11 protein-coding genes are annotated in these 15,577 nt (G+C 73.6%); 3 read left to right on the top strand and 8 right to left on the bottom strand.

Annotated features, from left to right (window positions below):
• Nucleotides 1-3 precede the first annotated feature (3 nt).
• Nucleotides 4-489 (top strand): pyridoxamine 5'-phosphate oxidase family protein, encoded by a 486-nt coding sequence (locus tag ACH4D3_RS16595; RefSeq protein WP_398322378.1) that lies wholly within the window; start codon nucleotides 4-6, stop codon nucleotides 487-489.
• Between the two features lie 24 nt (nucleotides 490-513).
• Here ACH4D3_RS16595 and guaA read toward each other — a convergent pair whose 3' ends face one another.
• Nucleotides 514-2,094, bottom strand: a complete 1,581-nt coding sequence (gene guaA / locus ACH4D3_RS16590) for a glutamine-hydrolyzing GMP synthase (protein ID WP_398322375.1) — start codon at nucleotides 2,092-2,094, stop codon at nucleotides 514-516.
• 366 nt (nucleotides 2,095-2,460) lie between these two features.
• Here guaA and ACH4D3_RS16585 point away from each other — a divergent pair, with 366 nt between their 5' ends.
• Nucleotides 2,461-2,748: a chorismate mutase gene (locus ACH4D3_RS16585; protein WP_162495231.1), complete on the top strand. Its 288-nt coding sequence runs from the start codon at nucleotides 2,461-2,463 to the stop codon at nucleotides 2,746-2,748.
• Between the two features lie 349 nt (nucleotides 2,749-3,097).
• Here the strand turns inward: ACH4D3_RS16585 and ACH4D3_RS16580 are convergent, their stop codons facing one another.
• Entirely contained in the window at nucleotides 3,098-3,475 is a 378-nt protein-coding gene (locus ACH4D3_RS16580) for a hypothetical protein (protein WP_398322373.1), read from the bottom strand.
• On the opposite strand from ACH4D3_RS16580, the gene ACH4D3_RS16575 reads away from it, so the two are divergent.
• The gene (locus tag ACH4D3_RS16575; protein WP_398322370.1) at nucleotides 3,462-4,121 is read left to right on the top strand and encodes an LAETG motif-containing sortase-dependent surface protein; all 660 of its coding nucleotides are present in this window, start codon (nucleotides 3,462-3,464) and stop codon (nucleotides 4,119-4,121) included. The genes ACH4D3_RS16580 and ACH4D3_RS16575 overlap by 14 nt on opposite strands.
• A gap of 146 nt (nucleotides 4,122-4,267) precedes the next feature.
• Here the strand turns inward: ACH4D3_RS16575 and ACH4D3_RS16570 are convergent, their stop codons facing one another.
• The 6 genes from ACH4D3_RS16570 to ACH4D3_RS16545 form a co-directional block, all read right to left on the bottom strand.
• Nucleotides 4,268-6,103, bottom strand: a complete 1,836-nt coding sequence (locus ACH4D3_RS16570; RefSeq protein WP_398322367.1) for a GMC oxidoreductase — start codon at nucleotides 6,101-6,103, stop codon at nucleotides 4,268-4,270.
• A gap of 48 nt (nucleotides 6,104-6,151) precedes the next feature.
• Nucleotides 6,152-7,765 (bottom strand): succinic semialdehyde dehydrogenase, encoded by a 1,614-nt coding sequence (locus ACH4D3_RS16565; RefSeq protein WP_398322365.1) that lies wholly within the window; start codon nucleotides 7,763-7,765, stop codon nucleotides 6,152-6,154.
• A gap of 139 nt (nucleotides 7,766-7,904) precedes the next feature.
• Complete coding sequence (locus ACH4D3_RS16560) at nucleotides 7,905-9,635, bottom strand: serine/threonine-protein kinase (protein ID WP_398322363.1); 1,731 nt, start codon at nucleotides 9,633-9,635, stop codon at nucleotides 7,905-7,907.
• A 110-nt stretch (nucleotides 9,636-9,745) separates the two neighbouring features.
• A complete protein-coding gene (locus tag ACH4D3_RS16555) occupies nucleotides 9,746-10,852 on the bottom strand; it encodes a serine/threonine-protein kinase (RefSeq protein ID WP_398322764.1) in 1,107 nt (368 codons plus the stop codon).
• Between the two features lie 92 nt (nucleotides 10,853-10,944).
• Nucleotides 10,945-12,759 (bottom strand): serine/threonine-protein kinase, encoded by a 1,815-nt coding sequence (locus ACH4D3_RS16550; protein ID WP_398322761.1) that lies wholly within the window; start codon nucleotides 12,757-12,759, stop codon nucleotides 10,945-10,947.
• Nucleotides 12,760-12,904: 145 nt separating this feature from the next.
• A complete protein-coding gene (locus tag ACH4D3_RS16545; RefSeq protein WP_398322360.1) occupies nucleotides 12,905-15,568 on the bottom strand; it encodes a protein kinase in 2,664 nt (887 codons plus the stop codon).
• Between the last annotated feature and the right edge of the window lie 9 nt (nucleotides 15,569-15,577).

Raw genomic sequence — 15,577 nt, 5'->3', positions numbered from 1 at the left:
TATATGACTTCAGGCACCCCTGTGAACTGGGCCGGTTTCGCCGCCGCCGAACCCGTACTGGCCGACACCGTCGAGGCGCGCTTCGGCGCGTATACGCACCACGTCCTCGCCACCCTCCGCAAGGACGGTTCGCCCCGCACCACCGGCCTGGAGGTGCGGTTCCTCACCGGCGAGCTGTGGCTCGGCATGATGCCGGACTCGCTGAAGGCGCTCGACCTGCGCCGCGATCCGCGCTTCGCGCTGCAGGCGAACCCGGGGGACGGCACCGGCATGGGCGGCGGGGACGTGCGGATCGCCGGCCGGGCGATCGAGGTCGAGGACCCGGAGACCAGGGCCGGATACGTCGAAGAGGTGGAACCGCCGGAGCCGTTCCACCTCTTCCGCACCGAGCTGACGGAGGTCGTGCGGACCTTCGTCGAGGACGACAAGTACCTCGTCGTCGAGATCTGGCAGCCCGGTCAGCCCGTGCGCACCGTCAGGCGCGCCTAGGGAGCGCCCTCCGGGGCTCTGGGGTCACTCCCACTCGATCGTCCCCGGCGGCTTCGAGGTCACGTCGAGGACGACGCGGTTGACGTCCGTGACCTCGTTGGTGATCCGGGTCGAGATCTTGGAGAGCACGTCGTACGGCAGCCGGGACCAGTCGGCCGTCATGGCGTCCTCGGACGAGACCGGCCGCAGGACGATCGGGTGGCCGTAGGTGCGGCCGTCGCCCTGGACGCCGACGGAGCGGACGTCCGCGAGCAGCACCACCGGGCACTGCCAGATGTCGCGGTCGAGGCCGGCCGCGGTCAGCTCCTCGCGGGCGATGGCGTCGGCCTCGCGCAGCAGGTCGAGCCGCTCCTTGGTGACCTCGCCGACGATCCGGATGCCGAGGCCCGGGCCCGGGAACGGCTGGCGCTGGACGATCTCGTCCGGCAGGCCCAGCTCCTGGCCGACCATCCGGACCTCGTCCTTGAACAGCTGGCGCAGCGGCTCGACCAGCTCGAACTCGATGTCGTCCGGGAGCCCGCCCACGTTGTGGTGGGACTTGATGTTGGCGGTGCCGGTGCCGCCGCCGGACTCGACGACGTCCGGGTAGAGCGTGCCCTGCACGAGGAAGGCGACCTCCGGGCCGTCCTCCCGCATGATCTCCAGCTGGGCCTGCTCGAAGACCCGGATGAACTCGCGGCCGATGATCTTCCGCTTCTGCTCGGGGTCGGAGACCCCGGCCAGCGCGCCCAGGAACCGCTCGCTGGCGTCCACGACCTTCAACTGCACGCCGGTCGCCGCGACGAAGTCCTTCTCGACCTGCTCGGTCTCGCCCTTGCGCATCAGGCCGTGGTCGACGTAGACGCAGGTCAGCTGGGAGCCGATGGCCTTCTGGACGAGGGCGGCGGCCACGGCGGAGTCCACGCCGCCGGACAGCCCGCAGATGGCGCGCTTGTCGCCGACCTGCGCGCGGATGGCCGCGACCTGCTCCTCGATGACGTTGCCCGTGGTCCAGTCGGGGCTCAGACCCGCGCCCCGGTACAGGAAGTGCTCCAGCACCTGCTGCCCGTGCGTGGAGTGCATGACCTCGGGGTGGTACTGGACGCCGTAGAGCTTCTTCTCGTCGTTCTCGAAGGCGGCGACCGGGACGACGTCCGTGGAGCCGGTGACGGTGAAGCCCTCGGGGGCGGCGGAGCAGGCGTCGCCGTGCGACATCCACACCGACTGCTCGGCCGGGGTGCCCTCGAAGAGGGTGGAGGACGGCTTGGAGACGGCCAGCGCGGTGCGGCCGTACTCGCGGGCGCCGGAGTTGTCGACGGTGCCGCCGAGGGTCTGCGCCATCAGCTGGAAGCCGTAGCACATGCCGAAGACGGGGACACCGGCCTCGAACAGGGAGCGGTCGAGGGTGGGGGCGCCCGGCTCGTACACCGACGAGGGGCCGCCGGAGAGGATGATGGCCGCCGGGTTCTTGGCGAGGATCTCCTCGACCGGCATGGAGCTCGGCACGAGCTCGCTGTAGACCCGCGCCTCGCGGACACGACGGGCGATGAGCTGGGCGTACTGCGCGCCGAAGTCGACGACCAGGACGGTGTCGGGGGCGGCGGCAGCGGGAGTCGCTGATGACACGGGGTGCCTTCCGGCGGTCGGGCGGGGGGCTTGTGCCCCCGATTCTACCGAGCTGGGCAGGTACCCCCGACCCCGCCGTCGCCCCGCTCCCGTCCACCGGACGTCCCGCCGGGCGTCCCACCATGCGAACCGTCTCGGACACCGGCTTGGACACCGGCCGCCGCCGGGGCATACTGGCCCCATGCTCAAGCACCAGACGTTCCTGTTTACCTATGGCAACCGGCCCACCGGCTGCCATGGTCGTGCTGCTTGAGCAACTGACAAGCGACTTCCCAGGCGCCCCGGGCCGACAAGGTCCGGGGCGCCTGGCGTTTGCGGACCGTGCCGGTCCGGGGTGCCGCCACCCTTCGGCGAGGAGCCACCGACATGACCGTCACCGCAGCAGACAAGACCGGCGCCCGCACCCCCGAGGCCGCCGACGTGATCACCGGTGCCCGGGAACGGATCGACGCCCTGGACGACCGGATCATCGGGCTGATCCAGGAACGGATGGCCGTCTCCGCCGTCATCCAGGAGGCACGGATCACCTCCGGCGGCCGGCGCGTGAACCTCTCCCGCGAGATGGAGGTGCTGGACCACTACCGGGAGGCGCTGGGCAAGCCGGGCACGGCGCTGGCGATGACGATGCTGGAGCTGTGCCGCGGGCGCGTCTGAGGGCCGCCGCGCGCGGCCGGGCGGGGTCGCATCTGAGTTCGGGCCCTTCTCACCCGTACGGCGCGTGACCGGCACGCGAGCGGCTTCGTTGGTCCCGGTGTCCGTGTCAGCCAGGGGCGGGCCCGAAAGAACCACGCGTGGCTCGCTGGGGCGATGAGACGTACGGATCGTGCCGTGCGTCGTGGGACCTCGCTCCAGGAAGTGACCGGACGGCAGGGGACAGCAGCCCGGTCACCCAAGAGAACGGCCGGCTCCGGGGACGCCCGGGGCCGGCCGACGGAACGGGTAGTGACACAGGACACATAAGGTTTCTGTGAATACGGAGACAACCCTTCACAGGTTCCAGTGATCAAACGGGCATGAAGCTTCGTCGCGCTCTGGCCGCAGCGGCCGCCACGGCCGTGATCTCCCCCGTCGCGCTGCTCGCGGCCCCGGCCGCCTCCGCGACCGGCAGTACGTCGCCGAGCCCGTCCGCCTCGTCGGACAGCTCACCGTCCCAGGGCGGGTCGACGAGCGGGACCTCGCCCGCCCCGAGCGACTCGACGAGCCCGTCCACGAGTTCCTCCGCCTCCCCTGCCTCCCCGAGCACGACGGACGCGGGCACCCCCGCCCCCGACGACACCCAGACGACCACGTCCGCCCCCGCGAACCCCTCGCCGAGCACGAGCACCTCCCAGCCGGAGGAGACCGCGAGCCCGGACCCCGAGCCGTCCGTGTGCGAGGACACCAAGGTCGACGTCGGCATCGAGGGCCTGCCCGGCGAGATCGCGGCGGGCAGCGGCTGGCACCGGTTCTCGCTGAACGTGGCGAACGACTCCGGCTCGACGCTGCAGAACCTCCAGTACCTGGCCGGCGCCTCCGCCGACCGCGACGGCGAGGACCTGTTCGAGAGCGAGAAGGTCGGTCTCCAGGCCTGGAACCCCGAGGACAAGACCTGGGAGAGCCTCGACGAACTCGGGTACGCGGTGGGCTACGTCGGTGCCACCGACGAGTTGGCGCCCGACTACGAGGTCGCCGTCCCGATGCGGATCAACGTGCGGGCCGATGCGCCCGTCGGCGCCGGGTTCACGCTCGGCGCGACGATCTACGGCGACGCGGACGGCGAGTGCACCGGCTTCGGCGACGTCGCCTACAGGTTCCGGATCGTGGCCCCCGGCACGGACACGGACGGCACCCGGCCGCAGGAGGGCGGCAAGGCGCCCGTGACCGTCCGGACGCCGGCCGCCGGCACCCCGGAGGTCACCGGGAGCCTCGCCGCGACCGGCTCCAGCTCGGCGCTGCCGGTGATCGGCCTCGTCGGCGGGCTCGCCGTGGTGGTCGGCGGCGGTGCGGTGTTCGTGGTCCGGCGGCGCAAGGCCGGTTCGGACACCTGACGCCCACGCTCGCGGAAGCAGCGTGACACAGGCTGGGTGAGGGGGACCCGCGCTCGGAGGGGGGTGCGGGTCCTCTTCGCCTTCTCATACCCGGGCAGCAGCTGCTCCTGCGTGGCCGTTCCTCCGCGGCCGTTCCTCCGTGGCCGCTACTTCTTCGGCGGCACCGTCGGCATCTCCACGAACGGCAGGCGCAGCGCCCCGAAGGCCTGCTCGGGGACGGCCGGCGACCGGGGCGCGACGGCGGCCACCCGCTCGTACCCGGCGCCCTGCGCGGGCCGCGGGTCGCTCTCGCCCTTGTTGGGCCAGTACGACATCGCGCGCTCGGCCTGCGCGGTGATGGTCAGAGACGGATTGACGCCGAGGTTGGCCGAGACGGCGGCGCCGTCGACGACCGAGATGCCGGGGTGGCCGTAGAGGCGGTGGTAGGGGTCTATGACGCCGGTCTCGCGGGAGGCTCCGATCGGGCAGCCGCCGAGGAAGTGCGCGGTGAGCGGGGTGCCCATCAGCTCGCCGACGTTGGAGCCGGCGAAGCCGTTGATCTCGGCGGCGAGCGCGGAGGCGCCCTCGGTGGCGGCCTTGATCTGCTTGGGGTTGGGCGATCCGTGGCCCTGGCGCGCGGTGAGCAGGCCCTTGCCGACGCCCGTCGGTTTCAGGTGCGTGGTCAGGGAGTTGTCCAGGGACTGCATGACCAGGCCGATGATGGTCCGCTCCGACCACTTGCGGTTGGAGAGCGAACGCACCACCAGCAGCGGGTGCCTGGCCGCGTGGCCGAGGAAGCCCAGGACGCGCGAGGCGCCCGAGGCGGTCTGCCCGGCGTAGGGGACCTGGAGGATGGACAGGCCGCCCATCGAGTTGGAGCCCTTGCCGTAACGGACCGGCTCGATGTGGGTGTTGGCGTCGGGGTGGATGGAGGACGTGATGGCGACGCCGCGCGTGAAGTCGGCCCGGGGCTCGCCGGTGGCGCCGCGGTAGCGCCGGTCGTCGGTCTGGGCGCCGACCAGTGCCTCGGAGTTGGTGCGGGTCAGCTCGCCGAGCGCGTCCGACATGTAGGGGAGCTGGCCGCCCGCCTTCATGCGGTGCAGCAGGGTCTGGGTGCCGTAGGTGCCGGCGGCCAGGACGACGCGGCGGGCGGTGAAGGTGCGGCCCGCCTCGTTCTTCCCGCACTTTCCGCGCTTCTTGCGGTCGGTGGGGAGCGTGGCGACCGCGAAGCCGCCGCGCGAGTCGTCCGTGACGGACACAGCGGTGGTCATCGGGTGGACGACGGCTCCGGCCTTCTCGGCGAGGTAGAGGTAGTTCTCGTTGAGGGTGTTCTTCGCGCCGTGCCGGCAGCCGGTCATGCACTCGCCGCACTCGTTGCAGGCCTTGCGGTCGGGGCCCGCGCCGCCGAAGTACGGGTCGGACACCTGCTCGCCCGGCCCGGCCTTCGCCGCGCCGTCGGCGTCCTCGCCGTCGCCGAAGAAGACGCCGACCGGGGCCATGTGGAAGGTGTCGCCGCAGCCCATCCGCTCGGCGGCGGCCTTCAGGTGCACGTCGGAGGGGGTCATCGTCGGGTTGAGACGGACCCCGAGCATGCGCCGGGCCTGGTCGTAGTACGGCGTCAGTTCCTCGTGCCAGTCGGTGATGCCGCGCCACTGGGGGTCGTCGAAGAAGGGCTTCGGCGGCACGTACAGGGTGTTGGCGTAGTTGAGCGAGCCGCCGCCGACCCCGGCGCCCGCCAGGACCATGACGTTCCCGAGCAGATGGATGCGCTGGATGCCGAACATGCCGAGCTTCGGCGCCCAGAGGTAGTTCTTCAGGTCCCAGGAGTTCCTGGGCAGCGACTCCCGGGTGAAACGGCGACCCGCCTCCAGGACGCCGACTCGGTAGCCCTTCTCGGTGAGGCGGAGGGCGGAGACGGAGCCGCCGAAGCCGGATCCCACGACGAGGACGTCGTAGTCGTACCCGTTCTCGTCCCGGGTCTGGACAGAGTTCTCCTGCGACACGTGCTCTCCTCGTTGAGAACGGGCGGTGGTGGACGTGGGTCGGGTGGATCAGCGGAAGCGGAAGGCCTTCATCAGCCGCAGGCTCCGGCTCATGAACGCGGCGTACTTCTCGTCGTCCATGCCGAGCGAGGGCGCCATCGGCAGCAGGCGCTGGTGGGCGACCGTCTGGGCCTCGGTGTACTTGAGGATGCCCTCGGAGCCGTGCCGGCGGCCGAGGCCGGAGTCCTTCATGCCGCCCATCGGGGACTGGGCGCTGCCGTAGGCGGGGGCGTACCCCTCGTTGATGTTGACGGTGCCGGTGCGCATCCGCGCGGCGACCTCGTGGCCGCGCCGGGCGTTCTTCGTCCACACCGACGAGTTCAGGCCGTACGGCGTGGAGTTGGCGTGCTCGACGGCCTCGTCCTCGGTCGTGAAGCGGTAGACGGAGACGACCGGGCCGAAGGTCTCCTCGGCGCACACCGTCATGGGGGCGGTGACGCCGTCGAGGATGGTCGGCTCGTAGAAGTACGGGCCGATGTCGGGGCGGGCGACACCGCCCGCGACGAGCTTCGCGCCCCGCTCCACCGCGTCCGCGACGTGCGCCTTGACGGTCTCCAGCTGCCGCTCCCCCACCAGCGAGCCCATGTCGGCGCCGTAGGAGAGGGAGGTGCCGAGCCGCATGGCCTTGGTGCGGGCGGCGAAGCGTTCCAGGAAGGCGTCGGCGACGGACGCGTGGACGTAGAGCCGCTCGATGGATATGCAGAGCTGGCCGGCCGAGGAGAAGCAGGCGCGGACGGCGCCCGCCGCGGCCTTCTCGATGTCGGCGTCCTCCAGGACCAGCATGGCGTTCTTGCCGCCGAGCTCCAGGGAGACGCCGACCAGGCGGGCGGCGGCACCCTGGGCGACCTCGCGGCCGGTGCGGGTGGAGCCGGTGAAGGAGACGTAGTCGGCGTGCTTGACGACCTCGGGGCCGACGACCGGGCCGTCGCCGAGGACGACCTGGAAGACCTCGGCGGGCAGCCCGGCCTCGACGAGCAGGTCACGGGCCCACAGGGCGGTCAGGCAGGTCTCGGTGTCGGGCTTCATCACGACCGCGTTGCCCGCGACGAAGGCGGGGAGCGCGTCGCCGACGGACAGCTCCAGCGGGTAGTTCCAGGGGGCTATCTGGCCGACGACGCCGCGCGGGTGGCGCAGCTCGGTGACCTTGGTGAGGGTCGGTACGGCGCCGGTGTGCCGCTTGGGGCGCAGGTAGGCGGGGGCCTTGCGGCCGTAGTGCCGGGCGGCGACGGCGACGGCCTGGACCTCCTCGTGGGCGTGCAGGCGGGCCTTGCCGGTCTCCAGCTGGATGAGGTCGAGGACCTCGGCCTGGCGCGCGAGGACCAGGTCGTGGAAGCGCAGCAGGACCGCGGCCCGCTGCCGCACCGGCACCTGCGCCCACACGGCCTGGGCGGCGCGGGCCCGCTCGAAGGCCGCGGCCACGTCCTCGGGCGTCGCCTCGGGCAGGTCGGCCAGCTTCTCGCCGGTGAACGGGGTGTGGTTGGCGGTGCGGCCGGACCCGGTCACGCCCTTGGTGAGCTGGGCGACCAGCTCGGGCGTGACCACGTCGGCAGCGGTGCGGGCGCCCTCCGGGGTGGGGGCGAGGGGGTTCGTGCCGGTGAGTTCCGGGGCCTGCGCGTCCGTCATGAGCCGCAGGGTATGACGCCGCGCGGGCTTTGTGTACCCGTCGGTAACGGGGATTCACGGTGATTCACCGAGTGCTCACACACCGCCAGTGATCGCTGGCAACAAACCCGCTGATCAGGGCGTTGTGCGAGCGGAGCGCTCAGGTGCCGTCGATGTCCAGATTGGTGACGGCCGTACTGGCCACCTCACGCCCCCGCGCGGTGAAGTCGCCCTTGCCCGGGTAGCTGACGGTGAGCTTGTACATGTCGCCCGCGGACGTCCGGTAGTAGAAGATCCGCAGTTCGCGCAGGCGGGGGTTCTGGCTGTCGGTGGTGGTGTAGACGACCGTGTTCTCGGCGGACTTCCCGCCCCGGTACTCGGTCTCCCTGGGGTCGGTCTTCGGGTTCTCGGGCATGGAGAGGTCGTACTCGCCGCTCTCCTTGAACTTCCCGTCGTCGTCGTACATCTCGGCCGCGGCGGACCCGGCGATGTTGCCTGCGGTGTCCTCCGCCTTCTTGTCCAGGGTCAGGCCGATCCAGACGGCGCCGCTCTCGTCGGTGTAGGTGACCCAGTGCTGGTCGGCCTCCTCGGAAGCGGTGCGCTTGTAGCCCTCGGGCACCGCCAGGGTCGCGGCGAGCCGCTTCTCGTGCGGGGTGTCCCAGCCCTCGGGCAGCGGCCCCGCGAAGGGGTCCGCGAGCAGCAGGTACGAGGCCACCGCCGCCGCCACGACCACCGAACCGAGGGTGAGCCACGCGTTGCGGCCCAGCCGGACACTCCAGCGGGACGCGGGCGCCGCGCCCGACTGCTCGGGACCGTCGAGCCGGACCACCTGGGTGGGCTGCGGCGCGGGCGGGTTGACCGCGGCGTCCAGCAGGGCGCGGACCCGGGCGGCGTCCGGACGGCGCGCCGGGTCCTTGTCCAGCAGGCCCGTGATCACCTCGGCCAGCGGGCCCTGCGCGGAGGCGGGCGGCGCGGGCGTGGCGTTGAGCACCGACTGGAGCGTGGCGGGGGTGTTGCTGCGGCGGAACGGCGAGACGCCCTCCGTCGCGGCGTACAGCACCACGCCCAGGGACCACAGGTCGCTGGCCGGGCCGGGGCGCTGGCCCAGCACCCGCTCCGGGGCGATGTACTCGGGCGAGCCGACGAAGCCGCCGGTGTCGGTCAGGCTGGTCTCGCCCTCGATCTGGGCGATGCCGAAGTCGGTGAGGACCACCCGGTCGTGCCGGCCGAGCAGGACGTTGTCCGGCTTCACGTCCCGGTGCAGGACACCGGCGGCGTGCGCGGCCTCCAGCGCGCCGAGCACCTCCAGGCCGATCCGGGCGGCCTCGCGGGCGCTCAGGGTGCCCTCCTGGAGGGCGTCGCCGAGCGAGCGTCCGCGCACGAGTTCCATCACGATCCACGGCTGGTCGTCCACGACCGCCACGTCGTGCACGTCGACCACCGCGGGGTGGTCCAGCCGGGCGGCGGCGCGCGCCTCGCGGCGCATCCGCTCGAAGGCGTTGGCACGTTCGCGTTCGGGAAGGTGGTCGGGGACGCGGGGCTCCTTGACGGCGACCTCGCGGTCGACGGTCTCGTCCTTGGCCCGCCAGACGGTGCCCATGCCGCCGTGCCCGAGCTTCGCGATCAGCCGGTAGCGGCCGGCGATCAGCCGCCCGGCACCCGGGTCCGGGGCCGCGGCCGGAGGCGAAGTGGACGACGCGGCCGCCGAAGGAGCGGCCGGAGGAGCCCCCGGAGGGGTGGCCGACGGGGCCTGCGAACGCGGCGGTACGACCTGGGTCGGTGTCGCGTACGGATTGCCGGGATGCGGCACCGCGGCCGGCCGGTTCGGCGGTTGCAGGTCAAAACTCGTCGGCTCGTCCGCCCCACTGCGGGGCCCCCCGTTGCTGCTCATGGGTCCATGCATATCGCGCCGGCGTGTCCCGTTTCCACCGCGGGTGCCCGGTGGTCACAGACCCGTGACGCGCGATGCCGCTTATCTCCCGTTTGGGTGCCGTTGCCGGATCAGGAACCGGAACCGGAACCGGCACCGGACGCTGCCGGAGACCCGGGACCCGTCGTCGGCCGCGGTGTCGACGTCGGCGTGGCGGGCACCGAGCTGGTCGGCGTACCGCCCCCGTCGTCGCCTCCGTCGGCAAACAGCGCGGCCGCGGACACGCCCGCGCCCGCCGCCGCGACGACCAGCAGCACCGCCAGGAGCACCCTCCGCTTCACGCTCCGCCGCGCGCGCAGGGGCTGGACGGTGGCGGCCTCCTCCGGTGTCGCGGGCGTGCGGCCCGTGCTCAGGAAGGCGCGCAGCATCCGCTGGGCCGACGCCGCGTCCAGCCGCCGTCGCGGATCGCGTTCCAGCAGGCCCCGTACGACCGGGAGGAGCGGCCCCGCCTGCGCGGGCGGGCGGATCTCCTCGGTGACCACGGCGTGCAGGACACCGCCCAGCGAGTCGCGGTGGAAGGGGGACGCGCCGCTGAGGACCGCGCACAGCAGCACGCCCAGCGACCACAGGTCGGACTCGGGGCCCGTCCCGGCCCCGGACATCCGCTCCGGCGCGGTGTACTCGGGGGAACCGACGAAGGAACCGCTCTCGGTGAGCGTGGTGGCGCCCGCGACCTGGGCCACCCCGAAGTCGGTGAGGACCACCCGGCCGTCGTCGGCGACCAGCACGTTCGACGGCTTCACGTCCCGGTGCAGGATCCCGGACGCGTGCGCCGTGTCCAGGGCGTCGAGCAGGGCGACGCCGATGCGGGCCGCCTCGTCGGCGTCGACCGGACCGCGCGCGAGGACGCGGTCGGCGAGCGAGCCGCCGTCGACCAGTTCCATGACCATGTACGCGCGTTCGTCGTCCTCGACCACGTCGTGCACGACGATGACGTGCGGGTGCCGCAACTGCGCGACGGCGCGGGCCTCGCGCAGGGTGCGCTCGCGGCGCCGCCGGGCCTCGGCCGCGGAGAGGGTCTCGTCGAGGGGGAGGGCCTTCACGGCCACTTCGCGGGCGAGCAGTTGGTCGGTGGCCCGCCACACGATGCCCATGCCGCCGCGGCCGAGCCGCTCATGGAGCCGGTAACGGCCCGCGATGACACGCCCGCCAGCCCCCTCGGTCACCATGCGTCCCATCATGCCCCACCGGACGCACCGACTCCGGGCCGCTGTCACACGGGTGGCCGACAACCGACGGGAGTGCGGACGGTGCGCGACGGGGGCGCGGCTCAGCCGGTCTTCTCCTGCCAGCTCTGCAGCACCGCCTTGAACCGCCGTTGCGTGGTCGGCCAGTCGCCCGCCGGTCCCGTCATGTTGAGGGCGTACTCGACGCCGTCGCGGGACATGTACATCTGCGACACGGCGCGGCGCGGGCCGGGGAACTCGGTGTCCTTCGCCAGCGCGGTCCAGGTGTACTCCCACCGGGCGCTGTCGCGGTCGCGGTAACCGGCGCGTTCGAGCTTGACGCGCTGGTAGTCGACGAGCCGCTGGAGCAGTTGGGCGTCCAGGTCCTGCTGGTGCGCGTACGGGTCGTTGTAGTCGGGCGCGGTGTCGATGGATATGCGCAGGACGTGTTTGCCGCCGTCGGGGGTGTAGTCGATCTGCCGGAGTTCGCCGCTGTCGCCGTCGAAGTCCCTGCGCTGCCAGTTCTCGGGCAGGTAGAGGCTGAAACCCAGCGGGTCGTCGCGGCGTTTCCAGTCGGCCGGGACGGAGCCACCGGGGCCCTTGCCGGTCGTGGCGGAGGCGGAGGGGGAAGGACCGGCCGAACCGGTCGGCCGCCGGCTGGGGTCGGCACCGGCCGACGAGCCGCCCTCGTCGCGCTGTTGCAGCACCACGGCGGTACCCGCGCCGATCAGCGCGGCGACGGCGACGACCAGGGCGAGGGTGCGCATGCGGACCCGCCGCGCCCGTGCGGGAGCGGCGCCGCCCGCCGCCGGGGCCTGCGGGTAGCCCGGCGCGGTGTGCCCGGTCGGGGGGTGCCCGGTCGAGGTGTAGCCGCCCTGGTGGTGACTGCCCTGGGGGTGACCGCCCTGAGGGTGACCGGTCGGCGCCGGTCCGACCGCCGTGGGGCCGGTCGTCGGCGGGTACGGCGTGGCGCCGCTCCCGCCGCCCTGCGGGTACGGCGTGGCGCCGGTCCCTCCGGCCGGCATCCCCTGCACGGCCGTGTCGCCCGCGCGCGGCGGCCCCGCGTACTGGGTGGTCGGCACGTAGGCCTGGGCCGCGTCCGGGCGCCGGCCCTCGGCCGCCTGGGCGAGCAGGTGCTCGGCCTCGGTCGCGTCGGGCCGCTCGGCCGGGTCCTTGCGCAGCAGGGCGCTGATGACGGGCGCGAGCGCACCGGCGTACCGGGGCTCGGTGGCCTCCTCCTCGACGACCGCCTGCATGGTGGTCAGCGGTGAGGTGCGGCGGAACGGCGATCTGCCCTCCACCGCCGTGTACAGCGTCGCGCCGAGCGCCCACAGGTCGGAGGAGGGCCCTGGGTCGTGGCCGCGGACGCGCTCGGGCGCGAGGTAGTCGACGGAGCCGACGACCTCTCCGGTCCGGGTGATGGTGGAGTCGCCCTCGATCTGCGCGATGCCGAAGTCGGTGAGCAGCACCCGGCCGTCGTCGGCGAGCAGCACGTTGCCCGGCTTGACGTCGCGGTGCAGTACCCCGGCGGTGTGCGCGGCGCGCAGGGCGCGCAGCACCCACAGGCCGATGCGGGCCGCCTCCCTCGGGTCGACCCGCTCCTCCTCCTTGACGGCGTCGGCCAGCGAGCGGCCCTCGACCAACTCCATCACGATCCACGGCCGGCCGTCGTGTTCGAGTACGTCGTGCACGGTGACGACGGCCGAGTGGTTGATCCGTGCCGCCGCGCGCGCCTCGCCCCGGGTGCGTGCCAGGAGGATGGCCTGGTCGCTCTCGGAGACGTAGAGCGCGGCGGTCAACTCCTTGATGGCGACGGTCCGGTGCAGCACCTCGTCGTGTGCGCGCCACACCCGGCCCATGCCGCCGCTGCCGATGGCTTCCCCGAGCCGGTAGCGTCCCGCGACGAGCCGGCCCTGCATCTGATTCACGTTGCCCCGCAATGGTCTTGTCAGGGTCAGACTAGGGACCGGTCCCCGCCCGGGGAACGGGTGGGGTGGTATGGAAACCGCTCTGTGACGGTTGTCGCTTTCCGTGACGGGAGGCAACCATCGGGCCGAACTGCGTTCAGCGCGTGTACTGGTAGGTGGCCGAGGCCTGCTCGAACAGCCGGGTCACCTCGTCACGCTCCGCCTCCGGACCGCGGACCTGCACCACGTGGTAGCGGCCGTCGATGAGCATGGCGACGTTGCGCACGTACAGCTCGCCGCCGGCGCCGGTCCAGGTGAACTGCCCCTCCGCCATGGTCCGTCCGCCGACCTCGATGGTCTTGAGGCCGCTGGAGGTGGCCCAGCTGGAGGCGCGGTACGAGGCCAACTCGGGTTCGCTGTCGCGCTGGTAGGTCATCGGGTCGTCGCCGAACTCCGAGGCGCGGTCGCGGCCCGGCACGACGATCAGCTCGAAGTCGCCCTTGCCGTAGACGACCTGACCGCTGCCGTTGCGGGGCGTGCGGCTCCAGCCCTCGGCGACGGCGACGCGGAAGCCCTCGGCGTCCTTGCGCAGGGTGAATCCCTCGGCGACGTTGGACTGGGGCTCGGTGGAGCCGCCCGCCGTCCCGGAGGCGTCGGAGTCGGGCTCCGGGGAGGTCCCGTCCGGCCGGGGCTCGCCCCCGGCGTCCGGTGACTTCGCGGGCGGTGCCTGGCTCGCCTCGCCGGCGGCACCGGTGCGGTCGGTGGCCCCGGCCCCGCTCGTGTCGCTCTTCGGCATGAAGAACATGGCGTAGGCGACCGCTCCGGCCATCGCCAGCAGTATCAGCAGGAGCAGGGTCCGGCCGAGGCTGCGTGGTGAGCGGTCGGTCTCCGCCCTGCCCCGCTTGTGCCGTCCGTGGTGCGCGGGCAGTGTGGCGCGCCGCCTGCGCACCAGTTCGCCGCGGCGGCGCACGATGGGCAGCCGGCCGGTCTCGACGGGGGGCGCCGAGACGACGTGCAGACCGGCCTCCGGCTCGGGCGCGGACCGGACGAGGGAGCGCAGCCAGCCGCTCAGTTCCTCGAAGTCGATGCGCTCGATGGGGTCCTGACGCAGCAGCGACTCCACGACCGGCCGCAGCGGACCGCACTCCTCGGCGAACGCGGGTGGCTCCGCGCACACGATCTGCACCAGCTCGGCGGTCGACTCCTCCGGGTAGGGCGCGTGCCCCTGTACGGCACGGAAGAGCAGCGCACCGAGGGCCCACAGGTCGGTGGCGGGGCCGATGGGCGCGGCCAGCTGCCAGTTCTCGTGCACGGGTCCGGCCTGTTCCGGCGCCCAGCGCTCGGTCACGGGCCCGACCACGGCCATCCGTGTCTGCCGGGCCCGCTCGGCGGCGAGCGCGGTGGCCGGATTGCGCCGCCCCGGCGCACGTCCGGCCGGGTCGTCCCAGCCCGCGTCGGGCCCGGCGGCGGCCTCCCGCCACGGGGCGGCGGGCCCCGCGGTGTCCTCCGGCCGCGCGCCGGGCCGGGCCCGCCCCGCCGCCGGGCCGGAACCGGCCGCCGGTTCACCGGCCGGGCGGGGGGCGGGGAACGCCGGGTCGCCGGTGGGACGTGCGGCGGAGGACGCCGGATCACCCGGAGTACGGGGCGTGGCGCCGTGCCAGGCGGTGGTGCGTACGCCGTAGGGGTCCGCGATCTGCCCCGGCGGCACGGCGGCACCGGACGAGGCGGGGTCGCCGACGCTCTCCTCGTCCCACGGTGCGCCGGGCGGGGTGCCGTGCGGCGACCGGCCGTCGCCGTCGGGGGCGGGGCGGGCGCCCGGCAGCGCCGCGCGGCCGTTCTGGGCCTCCTGGACGCGGGCCGCTGCCCTGGCTCCGGCGCGGTACGCGGCGATCGCGCCGGCCCGGGCGGCACGGGCGTCCGCGGCGGCGTCGAGCGAGGCGGGTGCGAGTCCGGCGGGGGCGGTGCCCGGCGCAGGAGTCCCGGGCACGGGGGTCCCGGGCAGCACAGGCGTCCCGGGCACGGGCGTCCCGGGCACCGGGAGCCCGCCGACGCCCCGCGCCTCGATGGCGGCCCGCCGGGCGGCCTCGGGGTCGGCGTCCCCGGGGCCGAAGACCCCGGCGCGGGGGACGCCGTCGCCCGCACCGGAGATTCCGTCGGGCTCGGGCGCGCCGTCCGGTGCGCCGTCGGGGGGCGGGGGCACCGGGTCGTACCCGCACAGCGCCTCCTCCGCCGCCCCGACCGCCAGGCCGGTCAGCACGACCCGCCCGTCGTCGCAGACGAGCACGGTGCGCGCGGTGATGTTGCGGTGCACCCAGCCGTACGAGTGCAGCACCCGCAGCGCCAGGAGGACGTCGGAGGCCACCTCGGCCGCCCGGTACGGCGTCAGGGGCTGTTCGGTGAGCAGCGCGGCCAGCGGCCTCGCGGCCACCAGTTCGCTGACGATCCACAGCGAGCCGCCCTCGGCGAAGACGTCGAAGACCTGGTCCAGGCGCGGGTGGTCGGGCACCGCCGCCGCGGCCTGCGCGGCCTCGACGGCACGCCGCACCACCGGGTCGGCCGGACGTCTGGGTCCGCCGCCCGCGGCCGGGGGCCGCCTGCCGGGGTGCCGGACACCGCCGTCCCGGGCGGTGAAGCCGTCGGGCAGACCGTCCGCGTCGAGCACCTCGGCCTCGACGACCTCCGGCAACGGAACCTGGCGGACCAGGACTTCCTGGCCGCTGTAGGTGTCGAAGGCCCGGGTCTCGGTGAGTTCGTACTCGTCGGACGGCGGCAGGGGCAGGCGGTAGCGGTCGGCGAGTACCCGTCCCGCGTAGTCGTCCACGTCGCCACC

The sequence above is a fragment of the Streptomyces sp. NPDC018026 genome, from assembly GCF_044327745.1.
Taxonomy (GTDB): domain Bacteria; phylum Actinomycetota; class Actinomycetes; order Streptomycetales; family Streptomycetaceae; genus Streptomyces; species Streptomyces rubrogriseus.
This window is presented reverse-complemented; position numbering and strand designations above follow the sequence as displayed.